At 73.7% G+C, this 25,410-nt stretch carries 28 protein-coding genes; 14 read left to right on the top strand and 14 right to left on the bottom strand.

From position 1 onward, the window contains the following. Positions 1–306: 306 nt before the first annotated feature. Genes AB0M03_RS27685 through AB0M03_RS27675 form a run of 3 tightly spaced genes read left to right on the top strand, consistent with a single transcriptional unit; the run spans position 307 to position 2,179 of the window. A complete protein-coding gene (locus AB0M03_RS27685) occupies positions 307–627 on the top strand; it encodes a hypothetical protein (RefSeq protein WP_363495618.1) in 321 nt (106 codons plus the stop codon). After that, positions 627–1,562, top strand: coding sequence for a WXG100 family type VII secretion target (locus AB0M03_RS27680; RefSeq protein ID WP_363495615.1), 936 nt, complete (start codon positions 627–629; stop codon positions 1,560–1,562). The genes AB0M03_RS27685 and AB0M03_RS27680 overlap by 1 nt, the downstream gene beginning before the upstream one ends. Before the next feature lie 14 nt (positions 1,563–1,576). After that, positions 1,577–2,179: a hypothetical protein gene (locus AB0M03_RS27675; protein ID WP_363495612.1), complete on the top strand. Its 603-nt coding sequence runs from the start codon at positions 1,577–1,579 to the stop codon at positions 2,177–2,179. Positions 2,180–2,186: 7 nt separating this feature from the next. Here AB0M03_RS27675 and AB0M03_RS27670 read toward each other — a convergent pair whose 3' ends face one another. After that, positions 2,187–3,059 carry a helix-turn-helix transcriptional regulator gene (locus tag AB0M03_RS27670; RefSeq protein WP_363495609.1) on the bottom strand — a complete coding sequence of 291 codons (873 nt, stop codon included), beginning with the start codon at positions 3,057–3,059 and terminating at the stop codon, positions 2,187–2,189. A 117-nt stretch (positions 3,060–3,176) separates the two neighbouring features. Here AB0M03_RS27670 and AB0M03_RS27665 point away from each other — a divergent pair, with 117 nt between their 5' ends. After that, entirely contained in the window at positions 3,177–4,184 is a 1,008-nt protein-coding gene (locus AB0M03_RS27665; RefSeq protein WP_363495606.1) for a gluconolaconase, read from the top strand. Positions 4,185–4,257: 73 nt separating this feature from the next. Here AB0M03_RS27665 and AB0M03_RS27660 read toward each other — a convergent pair whose 3' ends face one another. After that, complete coding sequence (locus AB0M03_RS27660) at positions 4,258–5,253, bottom strand: ABC transporter permease (protein ID WP_363495603.1); 996 nt, start codon at positions 5,251–5,253, stop codon at positions 4,258–4,260. Positions 5,254–5,357: 104 nt separating this feature from the next. Between AB0M03_RS27660 and AB0M03_RS27655 the strand changes: the two genes are divergently transcribed. Together AB0M03_RS27655 and AB0M03_RS27650 are read left to right on the top strand one after the other, a co-directional pair. Beyond that, entirely contained in the window at positions 5,358–5,987 is a 630-nt protein-coding gene (locus AB0M03_RS27655; protein WP_363495600.1) for a TetR/AcrR family transcriptional regulator, read from the top strand. Beyond that, complete coding sequence (locus tag AB0M03_RS27650) at positions 5,984–6,442, top strand: hypothetical protein (protein WP_363495597.1); 459 nt, start codon at positions 5,984–5,986, stop codon at positions 6,440–6,442. The genes AB0M03_RS27655 and AB0M03_RS27650 overlap by 4 nt, the downstream gene beginning before the upstream one ends. 62 nt (positions 6,443–6,504) lie before the next feature. Here AB0M03_RS27650 and AB0M03_RS27645 read toward each other — a convergent pair whose 3' ends face one another. Then, on the bottom strand, positions 6,505–6,885 hold the full coding sequence (locus tag AB0M03_RS27645; protein WP_363495594.1) for a DUF6223 family protein: 381 nt from the start codon (positions 6,883–6,885) through the stop codon (positions 6,505–6,507). Between the two features lie 236 nt (positions 6,886–7,121). Between AB0M03_RS27645 and AB0M03_RS27640 the strand changes: the two genes are divergently transcribed. From AB0M03_RS27640 to AB0M03_RS27630, 3 genes are all read left to right on the top strand, one after another. Beyond that, positions 7,122–8,237, top strand: a complete 1,116-nt coding sequence (locus AB0M03_RS27640) for a sensor histidine kinase (protein WP_363495591.1) — start codon at positions 7,122–7,124, stop codon at positions 8,235–8,237. Further along, a complete protein-coding gene (locus AB0M03_RS27635; protein ID WP_363495588.1) occupies positions 8,234–8,896 on the top strand; it encodes a response regulator transcription factor in 663 nt (220 codons plus the stop codon). The genes AB0M03_RS27640 and AB0M03_RS27635 overlap by 4 nt, the downstream gene beginning before the upstream one ends. A gap of 170 nt (positions 8,897–9,066) precedes the next feature. After that, positions 9,067–9,225: a hypothetical protein gene (locus AB0M03_RS27630; RefSeq protein ID WP_363495586.1), complete on the top strand. Its 159-nt coding sequence runs from the start codon at positions 9,067–9,069 to the stop codon at positions 9,223–9,225. A 13-nt stretch (positions 9,226–9,238) separates the two neighbouring features. On the opposite strand, the gene AB0M03_RS27625 is transcribed toward AB0M03_RS27630, so the two are convergent. From AB0M03_RS27625 to AB0M03_RS27575, 11 genes are all read right to left on the bottom strand, one after another. After that, complete coding sequence (locus AB0M03_RS27625) at positions 9,239–10,015, bottom strand: sirohydrochlorin chelatase (protein ID WP_363495583.1); 777 nt, start codon at positions 10,013–10,015, stop codon at positions 9,239–9,241. Positions 10,016–10,026: 11 nt separating this feature from the next. Further along, a complete protein-coding gene (locus tag AB0M03_RS27620) occupies positions 10,027–10,926 on the bottom strand; it encodes an ABC transporter permease (protein ID WP_363495581.1) in 900 nt (299 codons plus the stop codon). After that, the gene (locus AB0M03_RS27615) at positions 10,913–11,722 is read right to left on the bottom strand and encodes an ABC transporter ATP-binding protein (RefSeq protein ID WP_363495579.1); all 810 of its coding nucleotides are present in this window, start codon (positions 11,720–11,722) and stop codon (positions 10,913–10,915) included. Before AB0M03_RS27615 ends, AB0M03_RS27620 begins: the two co-directional genes overlap by 14 nt. Before the next feature lie 164 nt (positions 11,723–11,886). After that, positions 11,887–13,035, bottom strand: a complete 1,149-nt coding sequence (locus tag AB0M03_RS27610) for an aliphatic sulfonate ABC transporter substrate-binding protein (RefSeq protein ID WP_363495576.1) — start codon at positions 13,033–13,035, stop codon at positions 11,887–11,889. Positions 13,036–13,281: 246 nt separating this feature from the next. Then, positions 13,282–14,598 carry a GTP-binding protein gene (locus tag AB0M03_RS27605; protein WP_363495573.1) on the bottom strand — a complete coding sequence of 439 codons (1,317 nt, stop codon included), beginning with the start codon at positions 14,596–14,598 and terminating at the stop codon, positions 13,282–13,284. A 1-nt stretch (position 14,599) separates the two neighbouring features. After that, a complete protein-coding gene (cysD, locus tag AB0M03_RS27600) occupies positions 14,600–15,538 on the bottom strand; it encodes a sulfate adenylyltransferase subunit CysD (protein ID WP_363495570.1) in 939 nt (312 codons plus the stop codon). Continuing rightward, complete coding sequence (cysC, locus tag AB0M03_RS27595; protein ID WP_363495629.1) at positions 15,535–16,149, bottom strand: adenylyl-sulfate kinase; 615 nt, start codon at positions 16,147–16,149, stop codon at positions 15,535–15,537. Before cysC ends, cysD begins: the two co-directional genes overlap by 4 nt. A gap of 32 nt (positions 16,150–16,181) precedes the next feature. Beyond that, positions 16,182–16,880, bottom strand: a complete 699-nt coding sequence (locus AB0M03_RS27590) for a phosphoadenylyl-sulfate reductase (protein ID WP_363495567.1) — start codon at positions 16,878–16,880, stop codon at positions 16,182–16,184. Further along, a complete protein-coding gene (locus AB0M03_RS27585; RefSeq protein ID WP_363495564.1) occupies positions 16,877–17,077 on the bottom strand; it encodes a hypothetical protein in 201 nt (66 codons plus the stop codon). Before AB0M03_RS27585 ends, AB0M03_RS27590 begins: the two co-directional genes overlap by 4 nt. Continuing rightward, complete coding sequence (locus tag AB0M03_RS27580) at positions 17,074–18,798, bottom strand: nitrite/sulfite reductase (protein WP_363495561.1); 1,725 nt, start codon at positions 18,796–18,798, stop codon at positions 17,074–17,076. Before AB0M03_RS27580 ends, AB0M03_RS27585 begins: the two co-directional genes overlap by 4 nt. Before the next feature lie 190 nt (positions 18,799–18,988). Then, positions 18,989–19,072 (bottom strand): putative leader peptide, encoded by an 84-nt coding sequence (locus AB0M03_RS27575; RefSeq protein ID WP_317634116.1) that lies wholly within the window; start codon positions 19,070–19,072, stop codon positions 18,989–18,991. Positions 19,073–19,297: 225 nt separating this feature from the next. Between AB0M03_RS27575 and AB0M03_RS27570 the strand changes: the two genes are divergently transcribed. From AB0M03_RS27570 to AB0M03_RS27550, 5 genes are all read left to right on the top strand, one after another. Beyond that, the gene (locus AB0M03_RS27570; RefSeq protein WP_363495558.1) at positions 19,298–20,668 is read left to right on the top strand and encodes a YihY/virulence factor BrkB family protein; all 1,371 of its coding nucleotides are present in this window, start codon (positions 19,298–19,300) and stop codon (positions 20,666–20,668) included. 265 nt (positions 20,669–20,933) lie between these two features. Further along, a complete protein-coding gene (locus AB0M03_RS27565; protein ID WP_363495555.1) occupies positions 20,934–21,215 on the top strand; it encodes a DUF5133 domain-containing protein in 282 nt (93 codons plus the stop codon). Positions 21,216–21,452: 237 nt separating this feature from the next. Further along, positions 21,453–22,487: a LacI family DNA-binding transcriptional regulator gene (locus AB0M03_RS27560; protein WP_363495552.1), complete on the top strand. Its 1,035-nt coding sequence runs from the start codon at positions 21,453–21,455 to the stop codon at positions 22,485–22,487. A gap of 480 nt (positions 22,488–22,967) precedes the next feature. Continuing rightward, the gene (araB, locus tag AB0M03_RS27555) at positions 22,968–24,734 is read left to right on the top strand and encodes a ribulokinase (protein ID WP_363495549.1); all 1,767 of its coding nucleotides are present in this window, start codon (positions 22,968–22,970) and stop codon (positions 24,732–24,734) included. Beyond that, complete coding sequence (locus AB0M03_RS27550; protein ID WP_363495546.1) at positions 24,731–25,402, top strand: L-ribulose-5-phosphate 4-epimerase; 672 nt, start codon at positions 24,731–24,733, stop codon at positions 25,400–25,402. The genes araB and AB0M03_RS27550 overlap by 4 nt, the downstream gene beginning before the upstream one ends. Positions 25,403–25,410 lie beyond the last annotated feature (8 nt).

Below are 25,410 nucleotides of genomic sequence, written 5' to 3'. Positions count from 1 at the left end.
CCCACCCCGGGCCCGGGGCCGCGCCGCGGCGGAAACTCCGCCCCCGCGCCCCCGCCCCCCCTCTAGCCCAGCCCGGCGGCGTGGTGACGGGGGGCCCCCCCCCCCGGGGCCGCCGCCCCTTCGGCTTTCCCCCCGCCGGTCCCGGCACCCCGCCGGATCGGCGACGAACCCTCACATCACCCGCCGCAGTGCGCGCGAACAGGTGTGTTAGTTTTCTTTGTCCGTTCATGGCCTTTCCATGACCAGAATCGGATGTTCCATCAATTCCGCGCCGCCAGAGGCGCACTGCACGGGGGAGGACACGTCGTGTCAGGGGAGTACCGCGTCGATCCGGAGGCCCTGCGGCGATTCGCCCGCACCTCCGCCGACCGCTCGGAGAAACTGCGCGCCATCCGCGCCGAACTCGGCGCCCACCAGCTGTCGGTCGGTGCCTTCGGCAAGCTGCCCGAGGCCGAGCAGACCGGCCGCCTCTACACCGAGCGCGCCGAGTCCGCCCTCAACAACCTCACCTCCGCCGCCGACACCATGGCCCGGATCGAGGAGCACACCCAGGGCGTCGCCCGGAACTACGAGCAGGCCGAGGCCGCCACCGCCGAGTCCCTCAACGCGATCGTCAGGGGGCTGTGATGAGCGGACCCGTTTCCGGCGCCGTCGACGCCTACAGCAAGATCAACCAGTGGATGAGCCCGTTCGGCAGCGTGGTCGACGAGATCATGCGCCCCATCGTCGAACCGCTCGCCGAACCCCTCGAGTTCGTCACCGGCGACCCCGAGGGCCTGGAGGCCGCCGCCCAGCTCTGGCGCCGCCAGGCCGTCGAACTGCGCGAGGTCGTCGCCGACCAGCGCCGCGACCGCGCCGCCCTCGCCTACGACTGGCAGGGCGAGGCCGCCGAGAAGTTCCTCCAGGAGCTCGCCGAGTACGAGACGGCCCTCGAGGCCGAGGCGGACGACATGGACGCCACCGCCGAACTCCTGGACGAGGCCGCCGCCGAGAGCCGGATGGCCCAGGACCTCGTCGAGACGGTCATCCGCGAACTCATCGAGTGGGCGATCATCACGTTCGCCGCCTCGCTCGCCTTCAGCGTCGTCACCGCCGGCATCTCGCTCGCCGCTGAAGCCGCCGCGGCCGCCACCGAAGGCGCCGTCGCCGCCACCCGCATCACCAGGCTGGTCGCCAAGCTCGCCAAGGTCCTCAGGAGGATCGAGGAGGAGCTGATGGACCTCAAGGAGATCGCCTCCCGCCCCCACCTCAACCCCACCAAGCCCTGGACCTGGAACAAGCCGATCGACGTCTCGGCCTACCTCGCCAAGAAGGGCACCAAGATCATTGGTAAGGCCGCCCTGGGCGCCGTCGGCTTCACCGGCGACCCGGTCGGCCAGACCGTCCAGCAGGCCGTCCAGTCCGGCGCAGGCATCGTCGCCGACGAGATCGACGACCGGATCGCCGGCAACCCCCACCCCTCCACCGCCGCCCGCGAACACGCCGGCATCGCCCAGCCCCAGCAGGAGCCCGAGCTCAGCCCGGAGGAGCGCAAGGCCCGCTTCGACGCGGCCTTCGGCTGACAGGAGGACCCACCGTGCTCAACCGCGACCGCGACATCGTCACGCCCTTCCTGCACCCCGGCGAGCAGCTCCTCGCCGCGGCCAGCACCAGCCTCGCCCCGGGCATCCCGTACCCGCCGGCCGGACTCCTCCCGCCCCGGCAGCCCAGTGAGCTGGAGCAGAAGCTCGGCAAGCCGTTCAACGTGCTGCGCCGCGCCTACGCTGCCGTCAACCCGGTCTCCGCCGCCGTCGGTGCGGTCGAGGACCGGATGATGGACGCCGTACCGGACTCGGTCTGGCACGGCGAGGGCATGGCCGGCGGCTGGCACAGCGAGGCCGGCCTGTTCGTCCGCCGGATGCGCGACGACAGCGCCAGCTCCGTCAGCACGTTCGGCGTCACCGACCGGCGCTACCTCGTGGTCGTCGACCGCTCCAAGCTGTGGCAGCTCAAGGAGCAGTACGCCCTGCACTGGGAAGCACCCCGGCACGCCGTGGCCCTGCACCGCAACCCCACCGGCATCCTCCAGCGCGGCCGGATCGACCTGTGGTTCGCCGACCGCTCCTGGGCCGGCGTCACCACCCCGCTGCCCTCCACGGCCGACGAGGTCGCGGCCGCGGCCGCCGGCCCCTACCGCTGACCCGCGGTCAGGCCCGGGCGGACGCCAGATCCGCGGAGGAGGCCGGGACGAGCCGCCGCAGGCGCTCCCCGGTCTCCTCGTCCCGCGGCGAGGCCACCACCACCTGCAGCCCGCCCGGCGCACGCAGCACCACCTGGTCCAGCCGCAGCACGCCCACCACCTCGTGCCGCACCTCCTTCTCGGCGCCGGCCTTCTCGCTCACCCGGTGCTCGTCCAGCCAGCGGTCCGCCTCCGGGAAGGACGACCGCAGCCGCTCGATCAGCGCCGCCAGCCGCCGCGCCCGCGGCGAGCCCGCCCCGCCCTGCTCGCCGTACGCGGCCCGCAGCTCCGCCAGCGTGCGTCGGGCGTGCCGTTCCCAGTCCACCGTGCGCACCCGGATCCGCCGGTCCGCGAACACCATCCAGGCCAGGTTGCGGTCCTCCGGCGCCATCGCCGCGAACTCGAACATCGCCTGGGCCGGGGCGTTCCAGGCCCGCACGTCCCAGCCCGCGTCCATCAGGAACGCCGGCGCGGGCGCCTGGGCGTCCAGCAGCCGCCGCAGCGCCTCCGGCACACCCGCCGACGCCTCGTCCCCGTACCCGTCGGGGTGCGGCCCCGCCCCCGCCAGCCGGAACAGGTACGCCGTCTCCGCGGCGTCCAGCCGCAGCGTCCGCGCCAGACTCGCCAGCACCTCCGGCGACGGATTGATGTCCCGGCCCTGCTCCAGCCACGTGTACCAGGTCACCCCGACCCCGGCCAGCAGCGCCAGCTCCTCCCGCCGCAGCCCCGGCGTCCGTCGCCGCACCCCCGGGGCGATCCCCACGTCCGCCGGGGTCAGCGCCGCCCTCCGGGTCCGCAGGAAGTTCGACAGCGCCCGCCTCCGCACGTCCTGACCGGCCAAGGTTCCTCCCCCTGAAAACTGGTGGCCCGACTACCAGTATCGCCACGCACTGCTGCGCGGCCGCACCGGGCGGAAGGCTGGAAGCCGTCCGAACAAACCGTACTGACGGGAAATCAGATGAACCGCCGCACCCGCAGCGCAGTCCTGCTCGCCGCACTCGCCACCGTTCTCGCCGCCGCACCCGCGCTGCCGGCCGCCGCCGCGCCTTCCACCGCCGTCCACTGCGGGCCCGCCGTGATCGCCGGCCACGCCGACACCCTGCACCCCGAGGGTGCCACCTGGGACGCCGTCCGCGGCCGCTTCCTGGTCGGCTCGCTCCGCCACGGCACCGTCTCCGCCGTCCGCCCCGACGGCACCACCACCACACTGGTCGACGACCCGGCCGTGCTGGTCTCCACCATCGGCATCCACGTCGACGCCGCCCGCAACCGGGTCCTCGTCGTCAACGGCGACCCCGGCACCTCCCTGCGCACCGACCCCGCCGGCTCCGGACGGATCGCCGGCATCGGAGCCTACGACCTCACCACCGGCCGCCGCCTTTTTTACACCGACCTCGCGGCCACCGCCGGGGACGGCGGCCCCCACTTCGCCAACGACCTGGCCCTCGGCCCCGACGGCACCGCGTACGTCACCGACTCCTTCGCCCCGATCGTCTACCGCGTCGCCCCCGACGGGACCGCGGGCATCCTCCTCCGCGACACCCGGCTCGCGGCGCCGCAGGGCGGCTTCGGCCTCAACGGCATCGTCCGCCACGGCAGCACCCTGGTGATCGGCAAGTACGACGACGGCACCCTCTGGCGCCTGCCGATCGACCGCCCCCGGGACCTCGCCCGCATCCCCGTCACCGGCGGCTCCCTCACCGGCATCGACGGGCTGCTGCTCCGCCCGGACGGCACCCTGCACGGCATCACCAACCGCCTCGGCGGCAACGGCGTCAGTGCCCGGGTCGAGCTCCGCTCCACCGACGGCTGGCGCACCGCCCGCACCTCGGTGCACCCGCTGACCGACCCGGCCCCCACCGTGCTCACCCCCGGCCCCGCCGGCAGCACCTACATCCTCGACGGCCGCGCCGACCTCCTCTTCGCCGGCACCCCCGTCGACACCTTCACCCTCCACCGCCTCTGAATAACTGGCCTGCGGCCACCCCGACAGGGGGCGCAGTTCCCCGCGCCCCCTTTGGGGTTGCCCGTTCTCCCCGTCAGGCCGCGACTGCGGCGAGCTCAGGGGCGGTGGCCGGTGCGGCGCGGTGGCGGGCGGCGGCGAGGCCCACGGCGGCAAGCCCCAGGCCGGCCCACAGGAGCAGGGTCAGCAGCGGGCCGCCGGCCCCCGCGCCGTCGAAGTAGGACACCGACCGCAGCAGCGTCCCGGCCGCCCCCGGCGGCAACTGCTGCCCGAGGACGCCCGCCGGGGCCGGCAGCATTTCGGGTGCGGAGGCGACACCCGAGAAGGCGTTGCCGATCAGCACCATCAGCAGGCCGGCCACGGCGAGGCCTGCGGTGCCGAGAAGTGCCGCCGCCCCGGCGGCCGTGGCGCCGACCGCGAGGACGGTCAGCCCGATCACCCCGGCCTCGGCCCACCAGTTGCCGGTCAGCGTCCCGAGCCAGCCGTGCGCGAGGGCGGCGCCGACCAGGCCGGTGAGCAGTGCGGCCCCGAGGAGTGCGGTGATCGCCCGGCCGCCGCGCAGCCGCATCGCCGTCACCACCCCGCCGGCCGCCACCCCGGCCAGTACCAGGGGCAGCAGCCCTGCGCCGAACGCCGCCCCGCGCGGGTCGGCGGCCGGGGTCGGCACCACGTCCGTCACGTGCACGGCGGTGCCGGCCGGGGCGGCGGAGTCGGCGGCCGTGCGGAGCAGCTGCGCCACGGCCGGGCCGGCGGCCGAGGCGGTGAGCAGCTCGGGGCCGCCCGGGCCGGCCACCAGGGCGCCGTAGACGTCGCGGTCCTCGACGGCCTGCCGGGCGGCGGCCGCGTCGGCGTAGTGGTGGATCTCGAAGGCGCCGGGGTGGGCGGCCAGCCGCTGTTCCACGGTTGCGGTGGCGGCGGCCGGCCCGGCGACGCCGATCGGCAGGTCGCGCGGGGCGGTGCGGGCGGCGGGCCAGGCGAAGGCCCAGAGGGCGAGGGCGGCCAGCAGCGGTACGAGTGTCCAGACGGCGACGAGGCGCCGGGAGGCGGGTGCGGACTCGGGGGAGGCGGACATGGCAGCCCCTCGATTCAAAGAGAAGGATCGTTCGTTTTACGTGGCCCACTCTCCGCCCGCCGGTCGTGCTTGTCAAGAATGAACGTTCGTTTTACTGTTGCCCCATGGCTCGCGTATCCCAGGCGCACCTCGACGCCCGCCGCCGGCAGATCCTCGACGGCGCCGCCCGCTGCTTCGCCCGCAACGGCTTCCACGCCACGTCCATGCAGGACGTGCTGCGCGAGTCCGGGCTGTCCGCCGGCGCCGTCTACCGGTACTTCGCGAGCAAGGAGGAGATCGTCGCGGCCATCGCCGGCGAAGCCTTCGGCCTCGTCCGCTCCGCCTTCGCGGACGCCGCCGCGGCCGTCCCCCCGCCCAGCCCGGACGTCCTGCTCGGCCGGGTGATGCGCGCCGTCTTCGACCAGGCCCCGCCCGAGGGCGACCGCCAGGCCTTCGCCCGCCTCATCGTGCAGGTCTGGACGGAGACCCTGCGCAACCCCGTCCTCGCCGCCACCCTCAACGAGGGCTACACCGCCATGCGCAAAGCCTGGGCCGACCTGGTCGGCACCTACCGCGAGGCCGGCCTGATGCCGCCCGGGCCGGACGCCGACCACGTCGCCCGCACCCTGATCGCCACCGCCCAGGGCTTCATCGCCCAGCAGGCCCTGTTCGGCGACGCCGACCCCTCGGTCGTCGAGGACGGCCTGCGCGCCCTCACCACCATGCGCAACGACGCCTCCCCGGAGGCCCGGTGAACGGCGCACCCGGCCCCGCCGCCGAACGGCTCGACCTCCAGGAACGCGCCCTGGACGACCTGCTCGCCGCCCTCGGCCTGCCCTTCGAGGAACCGGACGACCCCCGGGTGGCACGCCTCGCCGAACGGCACCCGCACTACCCCCAGTACCACCGCATCGGCCACAAGCGGCAGACCGCCTACCGCGCCCTCGCCGCCGACCGCAGCCTCACCCGCACCCACGAGGACGCCGTCCACCGGGCCCTCGTCCACGACGACGACCCGAGCTCCCCGCGCTGGCTCGCCGCCGTCCTGGTCGCCGCCATCGGCGCCCGCCGCCTCCAGGACCGCCTCCTCACCACCCTCGCCACCGGCACCCCCCACGAACGCACCTGCGCCGCCCGGGCCTGGCGCTGGGCCGACGCCGACCCCGCCGACCCCCGCTACCTCGCCCTCCTCCCGCCACCGGGCGAGTGACCGCGGGGCCTTTGCCCCCGCCGCGTCCGGTCCACCCGCGGCGGGGAAGCCCGCCACTGCGGTCAGCCGGTGCGGCGGGAGCGGGTCAGGGCCAGCCCGCCGAGGACCGTGGCCACCAGGCCCACCAGCAGAGCCACTACGCCACCGCCCAGACCGTTGCCGGTGCCGAGACCTCCGGAGGCGGTGGCCACCACCAACCCGCCGAGGGCCATGCCGGCCGGCCCCGACACCAGGGCCAGGACGGCTCCGCTCCGCCCGGCGCCACCGCCGGTACGACCGCGCGAGCGGGACAGGGCCCTGCCGGCGGCGACCACGCCGACCACCGCCAGCAGCGCGGCCACCACGGCCCCCAACCGCCCGGCGCTCATGGTGAGGACGCCCGCGGCCTGCTGGACGGTGGCGTGCGCGGACGCCGGTGCGGCGAACACGGACGGGACAGACATGGGTTCCCCTTTTCTTCTCCCACGGCCGGACACCTCCTGTGCCGGACGCCCTCCGAGCATGGCCGCCCGACCCGCCGCCGGTCGTCCGACGGACGCGGACAATCCGCGCTGCCGCCCGTGCCGCACCCGGTTGCGGCGGACGCAGCAGGAACCGCGGAGGTACCGCGGCTGCAGTAGTCGGCCGCTCGTTCCCACGCAGGACCCCGCCCGCGCCGCCGTCCGGCTAGGGTGCGCGCATGGACAGGGGACGGATCGGTGTCGGGGACTGGGCGATCGCCGGCGGTGTGGCAGCGGCGCTGCTGGTCACCGGGATGGCCGGACGGCATCCCACCACCGGCCCCGACCTGCTCGGCTGCGTCCTGCTGGCGGCCGGCGGCCTGGGGCTGGCCGCGCGCCGCCGGGCCCCGGTCGCCGTCCTGGCCGGTACCGGGCTCTGCGCGGTGGGCTACCAGGCGGCCGGTTTCGACGTGCCCGCCGTCGCCTACCTGTTCGCGGTGTACGCGGCTGTCCGGGCCGGACACCGCACCGCCGCCGTGGTGGTGAGCATGGCCGTGCTGGCGGCCCTCCCGCTCGCGGCCCTGGCCTCGGGCCTGCACGACACGGGCGAGGCGTTCGCACGGGCCCGCGGAGCCCTCGAACTGGCCTGGCTGATCGCCGCGGGCGCCGCGGGCGAAGCGCTGCGGCAGGCGGAACGGCGGGCGGACGAGGCCGAGCGCACCCGGGAGGAGGCCGCACGGCACCGCGCCGACGAGGAACGGCTGCGCATCGCACGGGAGTTGCACGACTCGCTCACCCACCAGATCTCGATCGTCAAGCTGCAGGCCGAGGTCGCCGTGCACGTGGCCCGCAGACGCGGCGAACCGGTCCCCGAAGCCCTGCTGGCGATCCAGGCGGCAGGCCGCGAGGCGGCGCGGGAGCTGCGCGCGACCCTGGAGGCGCTGCGCGACGACGACACCACTCCGCCGCGCGGGCTCGACCACGTCCCGGAACTGGTGGAACGGGCCCGGTCCATCGGCCTGGACGCGACCCTGACGATCGAAGGACAACCCCACGACGTGCCCGCCGCGGTGGAACGGACCGCCTACCGGATCGTCCAGGAGTCGCTCACCAACATCGCCCGCCACGCGGACGCCGCCAAGGCCTCCGTCCGGATCGACTGCCGTTCGGACGTCCTCGCGATACGCGTCGACGACGACGGCAGGGCCGTACCGGACAACGCCCCGACACCCGGCATCGGCCTGCTCGGCATGCGCGAACGGGTCACCGCCCTCGGCGGCCGGCTGCGCGCGGAACCGCGGAGCGAGGGCGGTTTCACCGTCCAGGCCGAACTCCCCGTGGAGGGGACGGCGTGATCCGTGTCCTGCTGGTCGACGACCAGCCGCTCATCCGCAGCGGATTCCGTGCACTCCTCGACCTCGAGGAGGACATCGAGGTGGTGGCCGAGGCCGCCGACGGGCAGCAGGGCCTGGCCCTCGCCGGGGAACACCTGCCCGACGTCGCCCTCGTCGACATCCGGATGCCGGTCCTCGACGGCATCGAGGTGACCCGGCGCATCGCCGCGGATCCGGCCCTGGCCCGGGTGCACGTCGTCATCCTGACCAACTACGGCCTGGACGAGCACGTGTTCAACGCGCTGCGCGCCGGGGCCGCCGGATTCCTCGTCAAGGACATCGAGCCGGAGGACTTCCTGCACGCCGTCCGGGTCGCCGCCCGCGGCGACGCCCTGCTCGCACCCTCGATCACCCGCAGACTCATCGACAGGTACGTCACCCAGCCGCCCGACACCGGCACCGGCATCGGCCTCGACGAGCTGACCAACCGCGAACGCGAGGCGGTGGCCCTGGTCGCGCGGGGCCTGTCCAACGACCGGATCGCCGACCTCATGGTGATCACCCCGATGACCGCCAAGACCCACATCAACCGGGCCATGACCAAGCTCCAGGTCCGCGATCGCGCCCAACTCGTCGTCCTCGCCTACGAATCCGGCCTGGTGACCCCGCGCACCTCCTGACGTCCGGAGGTGGGCGGAAGCCCTGGACGCCGCCGCTGCGCTCTCCGGAATTCCCTGCGTGTCAGGGCCGGGGGGCGGGTAGTGTGCCCGGCATGCGATGCGGCATGTGCGGCTCTGAACGGCTGAGCGCGGTGGGGGACCTGACGACGGATTCGATGGCGACGGAGCGCATGCGCCTCCGTTTCCCCCGGCCCGGGAGATTCAAGTCCCGGCCGACCTTCACGGTCGCCTCGGCCCGGGCCTGCCGCGACTGCGGCACCCTCTTCCCCTGCCTCGGCGAGTACGAGCGGATGCAGCTCGACGCCACCGCCGACGACCTGGCCGAGTGACCCCGGGGGCCGGTCAGGCGGAGAGCGCCGCCGGGGCGGCGACCGCGAGGCGCGCGGCGTCGTAGCGCTGCAGCAGGAGTCCGGCGACCTCGGGGGCGGCGCCCAGCACACCGGCCAGCAGGTCCGCGCCGTCCGCGGCGGCCGCGATCCGGTCGGGCAGCAGCCCGGGCGCCAGCAGGTAGGGGGCGACCGCCACGGTGTCCGCACCGGCCTCCCGCAGCGCGGCGACCGCCTCCGGCACCCGCGGCCCGCCCGCGGAGGCGTACGCGACCTCGACGGCGGCCCAGCCGCGGCTGCGCCGCCAGGTCTCGGCGACGGCCCGGGTGGCGGCGTCGGCGGCCGGGTCGGAGGAGCCGGCCGCGGCGAGCACCACGCCGGTGCGGGCGCGCACCGCGGCACGGGCGGTGTCGAGCCCGGCTTCCGCGAGGCGCCGGTCGAGCGCGTCCAGCAGCAGCGGGGAGGGGCCGAGCACGTCGGCGAGCGGCAGGTCGGCGCCGGCGGCGCGCAGTGCGGCGGGGATGTCGCTCTTGGCGTGGAAGGCCCGGTTGAGCAGCAGCGGCACGGCGACGGCGGCACCGAGCCGGCCGGCGACCTGGGGGATGCGCGGGGCGCAGTGGTCCAGGTAGGCGGTGGCGACGGTGAGTCCGGGCCGCAGGCCGCGGACGCGGTGGACGAGGGCGTCCACGGTGGCGGCGTGCCGCGGGTCGCGGCTGCCGTGGGCGATCAGCAGCAGGGCGGGGCCGCCCGCCCCGCCGGTGCGGGCGGGGGCGGGCGGCGTGCCGGTGCGCATGGCGGCCGTCCTCAGCGGGTGGTGACCAGCAGGCCGCGGTTGCGCAGCACGCGGCGCTCGATCGGGGAGAAGACGAGCAGGTCGATCGCCACGCCGACGACGAGGATCAGGACGATGCCGAGCAGCACGCCGGACATGTCGTTGAACTCGCGCTGGTTCTCCAGGTAGCGGCCGAGGCCGAGGCCCAGGTCGGGGGAGGAGGCGATGAGTTCGGCGGCCATCAGCGAGCGCCAGGAGAACGCCCAGCCCTGCTTGAGGCCGGCCAGGTAGCCGGGGAGGGCGGCGGGCAGCAGCACGTGGCGGGCGCCGGCCAGGCCGGTGGCGCCCAGGGTGCGGCCGGCCCGCAGGTAGATCGGCGGCACCTGGTCGACGCCGGAGACCAGGCCGTTGGCGATCGACGGGACGGCGCCGAGCAGGATGACCGCGTACATCGCCGAGTTGTTGATGCCGAGCCAGATGACGGCGGCGGGCACCCAGGCGACCGAGGGCAGCGACTGCAGGCCCGCGAGGACCGGCCCGAGCGCGGCGCGCACCGGCTTGACCCGGGCGACCAGCAGGCCGATCGGGGTGCCGATGGCGACCGCGGCGACGAAGCCGGACAGGCCGCGCCACACGCTCGTCCAGATGATCGAGAAGAGCGTGCCCTCGTACCAGAGGTCGGTGAGCGAGGACCAGACGGCCGCGGGGCTGGGCAGCTTGTCGGGGGTGGTCAGCTCCAGGCTGAAGGCGAGCTGCCAGACGCCGAGGACGAGCAGGACGCCGAGGACGGGCGGCAGCACCTTCTGGCGCAGCACCTGGGTGAGCGGGGTGCGCTGGACCTGGACGGAGTCCAGGGCGTCCAGGCCGGCCTCGACACTCGCGGTGTCGCCGGACCGGTCCTTGACCAGGGTGGTGGTGTCAGTGCTGGACATGGCGGCGGATCTCCCCACGCAGCTCTTCGGTGATCTCGATGGACAGATCCGCGACGCCGGCGTCTTCGATGCGGCGCGGCTGGGGCAGGTCGATCCGCCACTCCTTGGCGACCCGGCCGGGCCGGGAGGACAGCAGGACGACGCGCTGCGCGAGCCGGACGGCCTCGCGCACGTTGTGGGTGACGAACAGGACGGTCAGTTGCCGCTCCGCCCAGATGCGGGTGATCTCGTCGTGCAGGACGTCGCGGGTGATGGCGTCGAGCGCGGCGAACGGCTCGTCCATCAGCAGCACGCCGGCGCCCTGGGCGAGCGAGCGGGCCATCGCGACGCGCTGGCGCATGCCGCCGGACAGCTCGTGGACGCGCTTCTTGTGGGCGCCGCCGAGGCGCACCAGCTCCAGCAGCCGCTCGGCCTCGGCGCGGCGCTCGGCCTTGGGCACGCCGGCCAGGCGCAGCGCGAGCTCGATGTTCTTGCCGGCCGTCAGCCACGGGAACAGCGCGTGGTCCTGGAACATCAGGGCCGGGCGGCCGCCGGGCACCTCGATGTCGCCGGAGGTCGGCCGGTCGAGGCCGGCGACCAGGTTGAGCAGGGTGGACTTGCCGCAGCCGGAGGCGCCGAGCAGGGTGACGAACTCGCCGGGGGCGACGTCCAGGCTGATGTCGTCCAGGACGGGGGTGGCCGCGCCGGGGCGGCCGAAGGACTTGTGCACGTGCGAGAGGCGGACGGCGGGCCGGTCGAGCGTGGCCGCGGCAGCGCTGGTGGTGGCGGGCTCCGTGGTGGTCAGTGCCGGGGTCATCCGGGGACCTCCTCCGTGAGTGGCGTGGGCCCCTCCTGCCCGGCGGCGGGCAAGGAGGGAAGCTGGCTGGTGGCTCTCGGGGCCGGGGTCCGGCCCCGCCCCGCCCGGTGACTGGGCATCGACTGGGCGGGGGCGGGGCGGACCGCGGGGTTATCGGGTGCGCGTCACTTGGCGCCGAGTCCGGCGTCCGCCACGGCGGGCTTGCCCTGGGCCTGGAGCACCTTGTTCAGCAGGGTCAGGTCGTAGATCCCGGTGAGGTTCGGCTTCTTCAGCAGGCCCGCGGTGACCGCGTGGTCGGCCTCGGCCTGCAGGGTGTTCGCCAGCGGGTCGTCCAGGAACTCGATGTCCTTCCACGCCGGGTCGAGGATCGCGGCGTCCAGCGCGTTGCCGGCCGCCTCCTTGATCGCGGCGTTGGCCGACTCCTTGGCCTTGTCCGGGTTGGCCTTGATGAAGGCGTTGGTGTTCACCGAGCCGCGCAGCACGGCCTCCACCACGTCCGGGTGCTCCTTGAGGAACTTCTGCGAGACGATGATGTTGGTGATGACGAACTTGCCGTCCGGCCAGACCTGCTTCTCGTTCAGCAGCTCCTTGGCACCGAGGCTGACCAGCTTGGAGGCGGTCGGCTCGGGCACCCAGGCGCCGTCGATCGAGCCGGACTTGTAGGCGTCCGGGGTGACCTTGTTGTCGGTGCGCACCACGCTGACGTCGCCGGCGCCGGACGCGGCGTCGACCTTGTAGCCCTTGGTGGCCAGGTAGTTGAGGAGCGCCACGTCCTGGGTGTTGCCGAGCTGCGGGGTGGCGATCTTCTTGCCCTTGAGGTCGTCCAGGGTCTTGATCTTGTCGGGGTTGACCACCAGGCGGACGCCGCCGGAGGCCGAACCGCCGATGATCCGCAGCGACTTGCCGTCGGACTTGGTGTAGCCGTTGATGGACGGGGAGGGACCGATCCAGCCGATGTCGATCGAGCCGGCGTTGAGCGCCTCGATCTCGGTCGGGCCGGCGTTGAAGATCTGGGTCTTGACCTTCGTGGCGCCGAGCTCCTTCTGGATCAGGCCCTCCTTGAGGCCGACCAGCGCGGTGCCGTGGGTGAGGTTGGCGAAGTAGCCGATCTTCACGGTGTCCGCGGAGAGCTTGGGGCCGGAGGCGGCCGCGGCCGGGGCCGCCGAGCTGTTGTCCTCGCTCTTGGAGCCGTAGCCGCAGGCGCTGAGCAGGGCGGCGGCGGTGAGCGCGGCGACGGCGGCCGCGGCCGGTCGTCTGAAACGGCCGCTGCCGGACCGTCCGGAGGTATGCGTGGTGGCGGAGCCGAGTGCCATGGGAGTCGTCCCGTTCACGGTGGGGCGCTGTGGGGCGCCGGGGGAAGGTGGTCGCGGTGCTGACGGCATGTCGCATGCCGGGCATGCCGGGCCGGTGCCGGCTGTGGGAAGGGACCGGCCCGGTGACAGGGGCTCAGCGCCCCTGTCCGCCCCCACATCGCGTCAGGCCGCCCTGGCCGCTGCCGAGGACGCCGCTGCCGATGCGGCCGCCTTCCTTGTCCATGCCCGAGAACGCCTCGCTGGGCATCAGACCCAGTCCTCCTCGTCCGGTTCGGTGGCGCGTACGGTGTCGAAGGCCTCGCCCGCCATGCCGGCGGTGAGGGTGGTGCCGTCGGCCGGGTCGATCAGCAGGAACGAGCCCGTCCGGCGGTTGTCGGTGTAGCCGTCGAGCGCCAGCGGCTCGGCGGTGCGCAGCACCACGTGGCCGATGTCGTTGACCTCCAGGCCGTCGGCACCGGAACGCTGCTCCAGCGTGTCGATGTCGATCCGGTAGGAGATCTCCTTGACCAGCGCGCGCACGGTGCGGGTGGTGTGCTTGAGCAGCACCTTCGCGCCGGGGCGCAGGGCCCGCTCGTTGAGGTGGCAGACGGTGGCCTCGATGTCCTTGGTGGGCACCGGGGCGGGGCCGGCCGCGATCAGGTCGCCGCGGGAGACGTCGATGTCCTCGGCGAGGCGGACGGTGACCGACTGGGGGGCCCAGGCGATGTCCGTCTCCTTGCCGAGGGCGTCGATGCCCGCGACGGTGGTGGTGTGCCCGGACGGCAGGACGGTCACCGGGTCGCCGACCCGCAGCACGCCGGAGGCGAGCTGGCCGGCGTAGCCGCGGTAGTCCGGGTGGTCCTCGGTCTGCGGCCGGATCACGTACTGGACGGGGAACCTGGCGGGCTCGCCGCTCGGGTCGCTGCCGACCGGGACGGTCTCCAGGTGCTCCAGCAGGGTCGGGCCGCCGTACCAGTCCATGTGCGCCGAGGGCTCGACGACGTTGTCGCCGGCCAGGGCGGAGATCGGCACCGCGACGACGTCCTTGACGCCGAGCGAGGCCGCGTAGGCGGTGAACTCCTCGGCGATGGCCGCGAAGACGGGCTCGGCGTAGTCGACGAGGTCCATCTTGTTGACCGCGAGGACGACGTGCGGGACGCGCAGCAGGGCGGCGACGGCGGCGTGCCGGCGGGTCTGCTCGACGACGCCGTTGCGGGCGTCGACCAGCACGACGGCGAGCTCGGCGGTGGAGGCGCCGGTCACCATGTTGCGGGTGTACTGCACGTGGCCCGGGGTGTCGGCGAGGATGAACCGGCGCCGGGCGGTGGCGAAGTAGCGGTAGGCGACGTCGATGGTGATGCCCTGCTCGCGCTCGGCGCGCAGGCCGTCGGTGAGCAGCGCCAGGTCGGGCGCCTCCTGGCCGCGGTTGCGGGAGGCGTGCTCCACGGCCTCCAGCTGGTCGGCGAGGACCGACTTGGAGTCGTGCAGCAGACGGCCGACCAGGGTCGACTTGCCGTCGTCCACGGAGCCGGCGGTGGCGAACCGCAGCAGCGAGGTGGCGGTGGTCTCCGGAGTGGCGGTCATCTTAGAAGTACCCCTCACGCTTGCGGTCCTCCATCGCGGCCTCGGACAGCTTGTCGTCGGCCCGCGTGGCGCCGCGCTCGGTGAGGCGGCTGGCGGCGATCTCGGTGATCACGTCGGCGATCGTGGTGGCGTCGGAGTCGACGGCGCCGGTGCAGGACATGTCGCCGACGGTGCGGTACCGGACGAGGCGGTTCTCGACCGGCTCGCTCTCCTTGGGGCCGCCCCACTCGCCGGCGGTCAGCCACATGCCGTTGCGCTTGAACACGTCGCGGTGGTGGGCGTAGTAGATCTCGGGGAGCTCGATGCCCTCGCGCTCGATGTACTGCCAGACGTCCAGCTCGGTCCAGTTGGAGAGCGGGAAGACCCGGACGTGCTCGCCGACCGCGTGCCGGCCGTTGTAGAGCGACCACAGCTCGGGGCGCTGGCGGCGCGGGTCCCAGGCGCCGAACTCGTCGCGCAGGGAGAAGACGCGCTCCTTGGCGCGGGCCTTCTCCTCGTCGCGGCGGCCGCCGCCGAAGACGGCGTCGAACCGGTTGGTCTCGATGGCGTCGAGCAGCGGGACGGTCTGCAGCGGGTTGCGGGTGCCGTCGGGGCGCTCGCGCAGCCGGCCGTCGTCGATGAAGTCCTGGACGTGGGCGACGTGCAGGCGCAGGTTGTGCTTCGCGACGGTGCGGTCGCGGTACTCGATGACCTCGGGGAAGTTGTGCCCGGTGTCGACGTGCAGCAGCGAGAACGGGACGGCGGCCGGCCAGAACGCCTTCAGCGCCAGGTGCAGCATGACGATGGAGTCCTTGCCGCCGGAGAAGAGGATCACCGGCCGCTCGAACTCGCCCGCCACCTCGCGGAAGATGTGCACCGACTCCGCCTCCAGGGCGTCGAGGTGCGACAGCGCGTACGGGTTCTCCTGGGTGTCCGGGAGACTGTGCGTGGCGGTCGTCATGCGAGGCCCCTTGTCGTCAGGAAGGCGTGCAGCTCGGCGGCGGATTCGGCGACCGCGCGGCCCTGGGTCTGCAGGCGCAGCTCGGGGTTCTGCGGTGCCTCGTACGGGTCGTCGACACCGGTGAGACCGGAGATCTCGCCGGCGGCCTGCTTGGCGTACAGGCCCTTGACGTCGCGCTCGGCGCAGAGCTCCACCGGCGTGGCGACGTGGATCTCCAGGAAGTCGGTGCCGTTGGCGGCGTGCCGCTCGCGGACGGCGGTGCGGGAGTCCGCGTACGGGGCGATCACCGGGGCGAGGACCTTGACCCCGTTCGAGGCCAGCTTCTCGGCGACGAAGCCGATCCGGGTCACGTTGGTGTGCCGGTCCTCCCGGGTGAACCCGAGGCCCTTGGAGAGGAACTCGCGGATCTCGTCACCGTCCAGGACCTCCACCTTGTGGCCCTCGGCGCGCAGCCGCTCGGCCAGCGCGAACGCCAGGGTGGTCTTGCCCGCGCTGGGCAGCCCGGTCAGCCACACGGTGGCGCCGCGCTCGCAGGGGGCGGCCGCGCGGGCCGCCGCGGTGCTCCCGGCGGACTCCCCGCGGTCCAAGGTGTCGGCTGTGGTCACGGTGATCTCTCCTGAGGTCTCGTCGGTCTGGCGGATGGTCAGAGGTGGATGCCGCACTCGGTCTTGCCGGAGCCCGCCCAGCGGCCGGCCCGGCCCTTCTCGCCCTCGCCGGGCTTGGCGGTGCAGGACAGCGGCGAGCAGCCGATGGAGGTGTAGCCCTCCCACAGCAGCGGGTTGAGCAGCACCCCGTTGGCCTGGACGTACGCGTCGACGTCGTCCTGCGTCCAGCGGGCGATCGGGGCGAGCTTGACCTTGCGGCGCTTGGCGTCCCAGGCCACCACCGGGGTGTTGGCGCGGGTCGGCGACTCGTCGCGGCGCAGCCCGGTCGCCCAGGCGTCGTACGCGCCGAGGCCGCGGTTCAGCGGCTCGACCTTGCGCAGCGAGCAGCACAGGTCCGGGTCGCGGTCGTGCAGGTTCGGCCCGTACTGGGCGTCCTGCTCGGCCACGGTCAGCTTCGGGGTGAGCGTGATGACGTTGACCGGCATGGTCGCCGCCACCGCGTCCCGGGTGCCGATGGTCTCGGCGAAGTGGTAGCCGGTGTCCAGGAAGACCACGTCCACGCCGGGCAGCACGGAGGAGGCGAGGTGGGCGACGACCGCGTCCTCCATCGAGGAGGTGACGCAGAACCGCTTGCCGAAGGTGTCGGCGGCCCACTGCAGGATCTCCTGCGCGGTCGCCTCCTCGAGGTCGCGGGCGGCCGCGGTGGCCAGCGCCTCGTAGTCGGCCGTGGTGCTCATTCGCCACCTCCTTCGGTGTGCTCGGTGCCGGTCGTGGTGCCGGTCGTGGTGCCGTCGGGCCGGAGCAGGCCCAGGAACTTCAGCTGGAACGCCCTCCGGCAGGAGGCGCACTCCCAGCAGCCGTGCCCGGCCTCCGAGGGCCGCAGGTCCTCGTCGCCGCAGTACGGGCAGTGGAACGGCGCAGCCCTCTCACTCACGAGAGCTGGTCCTCGGTGGCCCGGGCCGTCCACTGGGCGAAGCGCTCGCCCTCGGTGCGGTCGGCCTGGTAGCGGGTCAGCACGCGCTCGACGTACTCCGCCAGGCCGTCCTTGGTGACCTTCAGACCGCGGACCTTGCGGCCGAAGCCGGCCTCCAGGCCGAGCGCGCCGCCGAGGTGCACCTGGTAGCCCTCGACCTGCTCGCCGTTCTCGTCGGTCACCAGCTGGCCCTTGAGACCGATGTCCGCCACCTGGATGCGGGCGCAGGCGTTCGGGCAGCCGTTGATGTTGATGGTGAGCGGCTCGTCGAAGTCCGGCAGGCGCTGCTCGAGCTCGTCGATCAGGCGGCGGCCGCGCTCCTTGGTCTCGACGATGGCGAGCTTGCAGTACTCGATGCCGGTGCAGGCCATCGTGCCGCGGCGGAAGGTGGACGGCTTGACCTGCAGGTCGAGCGCCTCCAGGCCGGCGACCAGCGACTCCACGCGGTCCTCGGGGATGTCGAGGACGATCATCTTCTGCTCGGCGGTGGTGCGCAGGCGGTCCGAGCCGTGCTGCTCGGCGAGGTCCGCGATCTGGCCGAGGATCTTGCCGTTGACCCGGCCGACGCGCGGCGCGAAGCCGACGTAGAAGCGGCCGTCCTTCTGCCGGTGCACACCCACGTGGTCGCGCCAGCGGGCGATCGGCTCGGCCGGGGCGGGGCCGTCGGCCAGCTTGGTCCCCAGGTACTCGTCCTCCAGCACCTGGCGGAACTTCTCCGCGCCCCAGTCGGCGACCAGGAACTTCAGGCGGGCGCGGTTGCGCAGCCGGCGGTAGCCGTAGTCGCGGAAGATGCCGATGACACCGCCGTACACGTCCGGGACCTGCTCCAGCGGGACCCAGGCGCCCAGGCGCACGCCGAGCTTGGGGTTGGTGGACAGGCCGCCGCCGACCCACAGGTCGAAGCCGGGCCCGTGCTCGGGGTGGACGACGCCGACGAAGGCGACGTCGTTGATCTCGTGGGCGACGTCCAGCAGCGGGGAGCCGGAGACGGCCGACTTGAACTTGCGCGGCAGGTTGGAGAATTCCTTGTTGCCGATGAAGCGGCGCTGGATCTCGTCGATGGCGGGGCTGCCGTCGATGATCTCGTCCTCGGCGATGCCGGCCACCGGGGAGCCGAGGATGACGCGCGGGGTGTCGCCGCAGGCCTCGGTGGTGGACAGGCCGACGGCCTCCAGCTTCTGCCAGATCGCGGGGACGTCCTCGATCCGGATCCAGTGGTACTGGACGTTCTGCCGGTCGGTCAGGTCGGCGGTGCCGCGGCCGTACAGCTCGGAGACCTCGGCGATCGCTCTGAGCTGGGCGACCGTCAGCCGGCCACCGTCGATGCGCACGCGGAGCATGAAGTACTCGGCGTCCAGCTCGTGGGGGTCGAGGATGGCCGTCTTGCCGCCGTCGATGCCCCCCTTGCGCTGGGTGTAGAGGCCCCACCAGCGCATCCGGCCGCGCAGGTCGGCGGGGTCGATGGAGTCGAAGCCGCGGTGGGCGTAGATCGTCTCAATGCGTGTCCGCACATTGAGACCGTCGTCGTCCTTCTTGAACTGCTCGTTGGCGTTCAGCGGCGTGAAGTGGCCCATGCCCCACTGGCCCTCGCCGCGGTGGCGGGTCACCTTGCGGGCGGCGGCGGGGCGGCGCACGGGTGCGCCGGCGACCGTGGGCTCGACCGGTTCGGGGCTAGGGGCCATGGTGTCTCGTCCTTTGGCAGCTGGCTCTGATGAGGGGTTCGGCATCCCCGGGCACGCAACTGCTCCGACCTGCGCTGTTGCTGCAGGCGTCAGGGTGCAGTGACGCTGGCCGGAGGGCGCCCGCGCATCCGCATCGGCGGGGATTCGCGAGGTGCCGGCGCCGGTGCCGTGGTGGCGGCGGGGGTAGGGCTCAGGTCACCGGACAGATGGCGCTGGACACGCGGAGGAGATCGACGTGCAGTCGACCTACTAGGGTGGCTCCGGCGCTTGGCATGGCAAGAGATTCGCACGGCGAACGACCCTCGGTCCACTAACGTCCGCATTTTGGACGCGGATGTTTCGCATCATGGGATGCCTACCCGATTTACCGTCGTCAGCGCGGTGCGCGCCTCGACGCGAGGCCCCGCCGAAGGTACCTGACGACCCCTCCGCAGCCCCTCCCCGGGGCCCTCGCGCGCGTGTGCGCGGGGGAGGGGGTACAGGCCAGTACGGTAGGGGCGTGCAAGCAGCAGGCAGTACTCCGCGGGAGACCCCAGGCCCGGCCGCCGAACGGCCCCCGCGCCGCCGGGGCGGGCGCCGCCGTGCCCGCCGGAACGGCTGGCGCCACACCCTGTGGGCCCTGCTCAAGGACACCACCAACACCTGCGTCGAATACCGGGTCACCGGCCTCGCCGCCGAGGCCGCCTTCTTCACCCTGCTCTCGATCCCGCCGCTGCTCCTCTGCCTCGCCGGCACCCTCGGCTACCTCGACGACATCCTCGGCGCCGGCACCATCGACAAGCTGAAGAACGACGTCGTCTCGGCATCCGAAACGGTCCTCTCACCGGATTCGGTCGACCAGATCGTCCAACCCCTGCTGACCAGCGTCTTCGACAACGGCCGGCCCGACCTCATCTCCATCGGCTTCCTGCTGTCGCTCTGGTCCGGCTCCCGGGCGCTCTACATCTTCATCGACACCATCACCGTCATGTACGGCCTCGACGGCAAGCGCGGCATCGTCAAGACCCGCCTCATGTCCCTCGGCCTCTACCTCGGCGCCCTCGTCATCGGCTCGCTCGTCCTGCCGCTGCTCGTCGCCGGCCCCGGCCTCGTCATCGGCGCCCTCCCCGACTCCGCAGGCCTCGTCCAGGCCCTCTACTGGCCCGCCGCGATCCTGCTCCTGGTGATCTTCCTCACCACGCTCTACCACGTCGCCGTCCCCGCCAACACGCCCTGGCGCGAGGACATCCCCGGCGCCCTGGTCGCCCTGCTCGTCCTCGTCGTCTGCAGCGTCCTGCTCCGCGTCTACCTGATCAGCTCCGTCGAGGGCCCCTCCGTCTACGGCTCCCTCGCCGCCCCCGTCGCCGTGCTGCTGTGGATCTTCGTGGTCGCCCTCGCCGTCCTCATCGGCGCCGCCATGAACGCCGCCATCGACCGCCGCTGGCCCAGCGTCGAGACCGCCGACGCCCGCGCCGAGAACGAGCGCGCCAGCGAGGCCGCCGCCGCCACCGTCGTCCGCGAGGCCGCCGCCCGCCGCGCCCAGCAGCGCGCCCTCCTCGTCCGCGAACTCGGCCTCGCCGACGGCGGCGAGGAGGACGACGAGGACGACGACGACCTCCACGCCCCCGCCGAGTACCCCGAACGCTGGGCCGAAGTCCTCCCGCCGGACAGCCTGCTGCGCCGCATCCTCGGCGGCGGAGCCCGCCGCCGCCAGGCCCCGCCGCCCCCCGACACCGACCGGCCCACCGCCCCGCCGCGCAGCTCCCCGCACCACCACCCACAGCCGCCGCACCCCCTCCAGCAGCACGGCCAGATCTACCCCCCGCCCCCGCCCCCGATGCCCCCCGTCCCCCCGGCCCAGACCCCCCGCACCCCCTGGGACAGCCGCTAGGGGCGTCTTCAAGGGCCATGGGTGCACTTCCCGGCCGAAGGCCGGGGGAGAACTGCACGAGTCGGAAGGCGCCGAGCCGCACCTCCATCCCTCGCACAGCGCCCCATGCCTTCCCGCCCATGCCCACGGCGCGGGTGAATAAGGAGAAGGCGTGAAGAAGGTGCGTCCATTCGGAGGCATCGGGCTTGGCGTGCCGGTGCCCGGGCAGGCGCGCGAGCAGGATGCGGAACCGGTCCGTCCGTCCATGAACAGAGGGAGTAGGCCCATGCCGCTGATCAACTACGTCGTGCTGGGTGCGCTGGTCGCGGAGCTGGACGCCCTCGCCGACGTGGCCGTGCCGGACGCAGCCGTCCGGCGTCGCCGGGAGGACGCCCTCTACACCGTGTGCGTGTACACCGGCGTCCGCGACCCCCTGCGGGCCCTCGTCCGGGCCCGCCGGCTGCTCGCCCGGCACGATGCAGCGGTTCTCGCCGCGCCGGTGGTGCGGGCCGAGCCCGCCGTCCCGGCCGAGCTCGCCGTACCCGCGGAGCCCGTCGTCGCCGCGTAGCACTGCCGGGGCGCTGCGGCGCCCCCCGAGTCCGACGGGCTCGGCCGTGAGACTCGGCCCCCGTCCCGGAGCCCCCGCGCCGGAGGGTGCCGCCCGGGACGGGGGCCGACCACGTGGCCTGCACTGTTGCGGGGCGGCCCCGAGATCGACTTGTGAGCGCGAACAATTACACTCCCTTGCGCACACGTGAGACAGTTGCAGCGTGCATCTGGCTCTGCACCGACAAGGGGGCTGTGAGTGGGAAGTGAGATTGCCGGGACGGAGCCCCGACAGCCCGTGATGGCCGACGTCGCGAAGCTCGCCGGAGTGTCGCACCAGACCGTGTCCCGAGTCCTGAACGGCGCCCCGCACGTGCGGCCCGACACCCGCGACAAGGTGCTCGCCGCCATCAGGGAGCTGGACTACCGCCCCAACTCCGCCGCCCGGGCCCTGGTCACCCGCCGCTCCCAGACCCTCGGTGTGGTGAGCTTCGCCAGCACCCTCTACGGCCCGGCCTCGATGCTCGACGGCCTCGAACAGGCCGCCCGCAGCGCCGGCTACTTCGTCAGCGTGGCCAGCCTCCGCTCGCTGGACGCGCGTTCCGTCCAGGAGGCCGTGGACCGGCTGCGCGACCAGGGCGTCGAGGGCGTCGCCGTCATCGCCCCGCAGATCTCCGCCGTCGGCGCGGTCGCCCGGCTCTCCAGTTCGGTGCCGGTGGTCGCGGTCGGCTCCGGCAGCCGCTCCCGCGTCCCGACGGTCGCGGTCGACAACCTCACCGGCGCCGCCGCGGCCACCCGCCACCTGCTCGACCTCGGCCACGGCACCGTCCACCACGTCGCCGGCCCGGCCGGCTGGCTGGAGACCCAGGACCGCCTGGACGGCTGGCGCCGCACCCTGGAGGAGGCCGGTGCCCCGGTGCCCCAGGTCTACAACGGCGACTGGAGCGCCCGGTCCGGCTACGAGGCCGGCCTGCGGATCGCGGCGGACCCGGAGGTCACCGCGGTGTTCTGCGCCAACGACCACATGGCCCTCGGCCTGCTCCGGGCCCTCCACGAGGCCGGACGCCCGGTGCCCGGCGCGATCAGCGTGATCGGCTTCGACGACATCCCGGAGTCCGCCTACTTCACCCCGCCGCTCACCACCGTCCGCCAGAACTTCGGCGAACTTGGCCGCCGCGCCCTCGAACTCCTCGTCGAGGAACTCGCCGGGGTGGCCCACGCCCGCAGCCACGTCCTGGTCGCCCCGGAAATGGTCCTCCGCCGCTCCACCGGCCCGGCCCCGCGTCCGGCCTGACCCACCCGGGCGCGCCTGCAACCAAGAGGGGCGCGACGAACGGCGCGCAGCGGCAGGCCGACACCGTCACTCCCGCTCCGCGCGGCTCCGCGCGCCCCCTCGGGGTGAGTTGTGCCTTGAGCAGCGCACTCGAGGGGGCGCCGCACGGCCGCACTGCCGTCCCGCCCGTGTGACCTGCCCGTTCCGGCCCTCCCGACCTCGTTGCACGGCCCCCGCACCCTTGACAGCCAAAATGTGAACGTTAACAATCACAGCATCCGGAGTCGCCCGGCCATCCGCCACGGCCGTCGCGACCACCTGCTCCGCCGGCCGGCGGCCACCCCGCTTCGGCCCGTCCGCCCGGCGGCAGACGTTCCGCTCCTCATGAGGGTGAGGCGGCGGAACACCGGCCGGCCGCCGGCCCGCGACGGGGCGGAACAGCCGGCGGCCGGCCCCGAACGCCACCCCGTTCGTCCCCACCCCCGTTCGAAGGATGAGACAGTGACCGAGACGCCCCCCACCCGGGCCGAGCAGACCGGCACCCCGCAGACCGGCACCGAGCAGACCGCTGCGGACAGGACCGCCACCGGCGGCGACACCTACGTCGTCGGCGTCGACTTCGGCACCCTCTCCGGCCGCGCCGTCGTCGTCCGCGTCCGCGACGGCGAGGAGATCGCCACCGCCGTCCACAGCTACCCGCACGCCGTCATCGAGGACCGCCTCCCCGGCACCGGCCGCCGACTGCCCCCCGACTGGGCCCTCCAGCACCCCGAGGACTGGCGCGAAGTGCTCCGCACCGCCGTCCCCGAGGCCCTCGCCGCCTCCGGCGTCGACCCCGCCCGCGTCATCGGCATCGCCACCGACTTCACCGCCTGCACCGTGCTGCCCGTCCGCGCCGACGGCACCCCCCTCGCCGAGACCCCCGAGTGGGCCGCCCGCCCGCACGCCTGGCCCAAGCTGTGGAAGCACCACGCCGCCCAGCCGCAGGCCGACCGCATCAACGCCCTCGCCCACGCCCGCGGCGAGAAGTGGATCCACCGCTACGGCGGCAGGATCTCCGCCGAATGGCAGTACGCCAAGGCCCTCCAGGTCCTCGAGGAGGACCCGCAGGTCTACGCCGCCTGCGAGCGCTGGATCGAGGCCGCCGACTGGATCGTCTGGCAGCTCACCGGCACCGAGACCCGCAACAGCTGCACCGCCGGCTACAAGGGCATCCACCAGGACGGCGGCTATCCCGCCGACGACTACCTCGCCGCCCTCCACCCGGGCTTCGCCGACTTCGCCCGCACCCGCCTGGAGCACCCGCTCCTCCCGCTCGGCAGCCGGGCCGGCTCGCTCACCGCGGAGGCCGCCGCCTGGACGGGCCTGCCCGAGGGCACCGCCGTCGCCGCCGGCAACGTCGACGCCCACGTCGCCGCACCCGCCGCCCGTGCCGTCGACCACGGCCAGCTGCTCGCCATCATGGGCACCTCCACCTGCCACGTCGTCAACGGCGCCACCCTCGCCGACGTCCCCGGCATCTGCGGCGTCGTCGACGGCGGCATCGTCGCCGGCTCCTACGGCTACGAGGCCGGCCAGAGCGCCGTCGGCGACATCTTCGCCTGGTGGCTGCGCCAGGGCATGCCCGCCGACTACCTCGCCGAGGCCGAGGCCACCGGCGAGGACCTCCACCAGCTCCTCAGCCGCAAGGCGGCCGACCAGCCCGTCGGCGGCCACGGCCTGGTCGCCCTCGACTGGATGGGCGGCAACCGCTCCGTCCTCGTCGACCACCACCTCTCCGGAGTGATCGTCGGAATCACCCTGGCCACCAGGCCGGAGGAGATCTACCGCGCGCTCCTGGAGGCCACCGCCTACGGCACCCGTACGATCGTCGAGGCCCTCGAGGACGGCGGCGCCCCCGTCACCGAGTTCGTCGTCGCCGGCGGTCTCAAGAAGAACCCCCTCCTGATGCAGATCTACGCCGACGTGCTGCGCCGCCCCGTCTCGCTCGCCGCCTCCGAGCAGGGCCCCGCCCTCGGCTCCGCCATCCACGCCGCGGTCGCCGCCGGCGCCCACCCCGACGTGCGCACCGCCTCCGCCGCCATGGGCCGCGTCCACCGCCACGCCCACCTGCCCGACCCGGCCCGCGCCGACGCCTACGACGCCCTCTACGCCGAGTACCGCGCCCTGCACGACCACTTCGGCACCGGCCCCGACAAGCAGCTGCACCGCCTGCGCGCCATCCGCAACGCCGCCCTGACCGCCGACCGCACCAGCGAGGACCGATGACCTCCCCGATCGACCTGCTCCGCCGCCAGGTCAGCGACCTGCACCAGGAACTCGTCCGCTACAACCTGGTCGTCTGGACCGCGGGCAACGTCTCCGCCCGCGTCCCCGGCGAGGACCTCATGGTCATCAAGCCCAGTGGCGTCGCCTACGACGAGCTGACCCCCGACAACATGATCCTCTGCGACCTCGACGGCACCGTCGTGGCCGGCGACCACAGCCCGTCCTCCGACACCGCCGCCCACGCCTACGTCTACCGCCACATGCCCGAGGTCGGCGGCGTGGTGCACACCCACTCCACCTACGCCAGCGCCTGGGCCGCCCGCGGCGAGGCCGTCCCCTGCGTGCTCACCGCCATGGCCGACGAGTTCGGCGCCGAGATCCCCGTCGGCCCGTTCGCCCTCATCGGCGACGACTCCATCGGCCGCGGCATCGTCGACACCCTGCGCGGCCACCGCTCGCCCGCCGTCCTGATGAAGAGCCACGGCGTCTTCACCATCGGCAAGGACGCCAAGGCCGCCGTCAAGGCCGCCGTCATGTGCGAGGACGTCGCCCGCACCGTCCACATCTCCCGCCAGCTCGGCGAACCCCTGCCCATCGCCCAGGCCGACATCGACCGCCTCAACCACCGCTACCAGCACGTCTACGGCCAGCAGCCCGCGGCCCGGTGAAGGAGAAC

The organism is Kitasatospora sp. NPDC051914, from assembly GCF_040680995.1.
Lineage (GTDB): Bacteria > Actinomycetota > Actinomycetes > Streptomycetales > Streptomycetaceae > Kitasatospora.
Note: the sequence above shows the minus strand (reverse complement) of the source record. Positions and strands in the feature narration are given on the sequence as shown.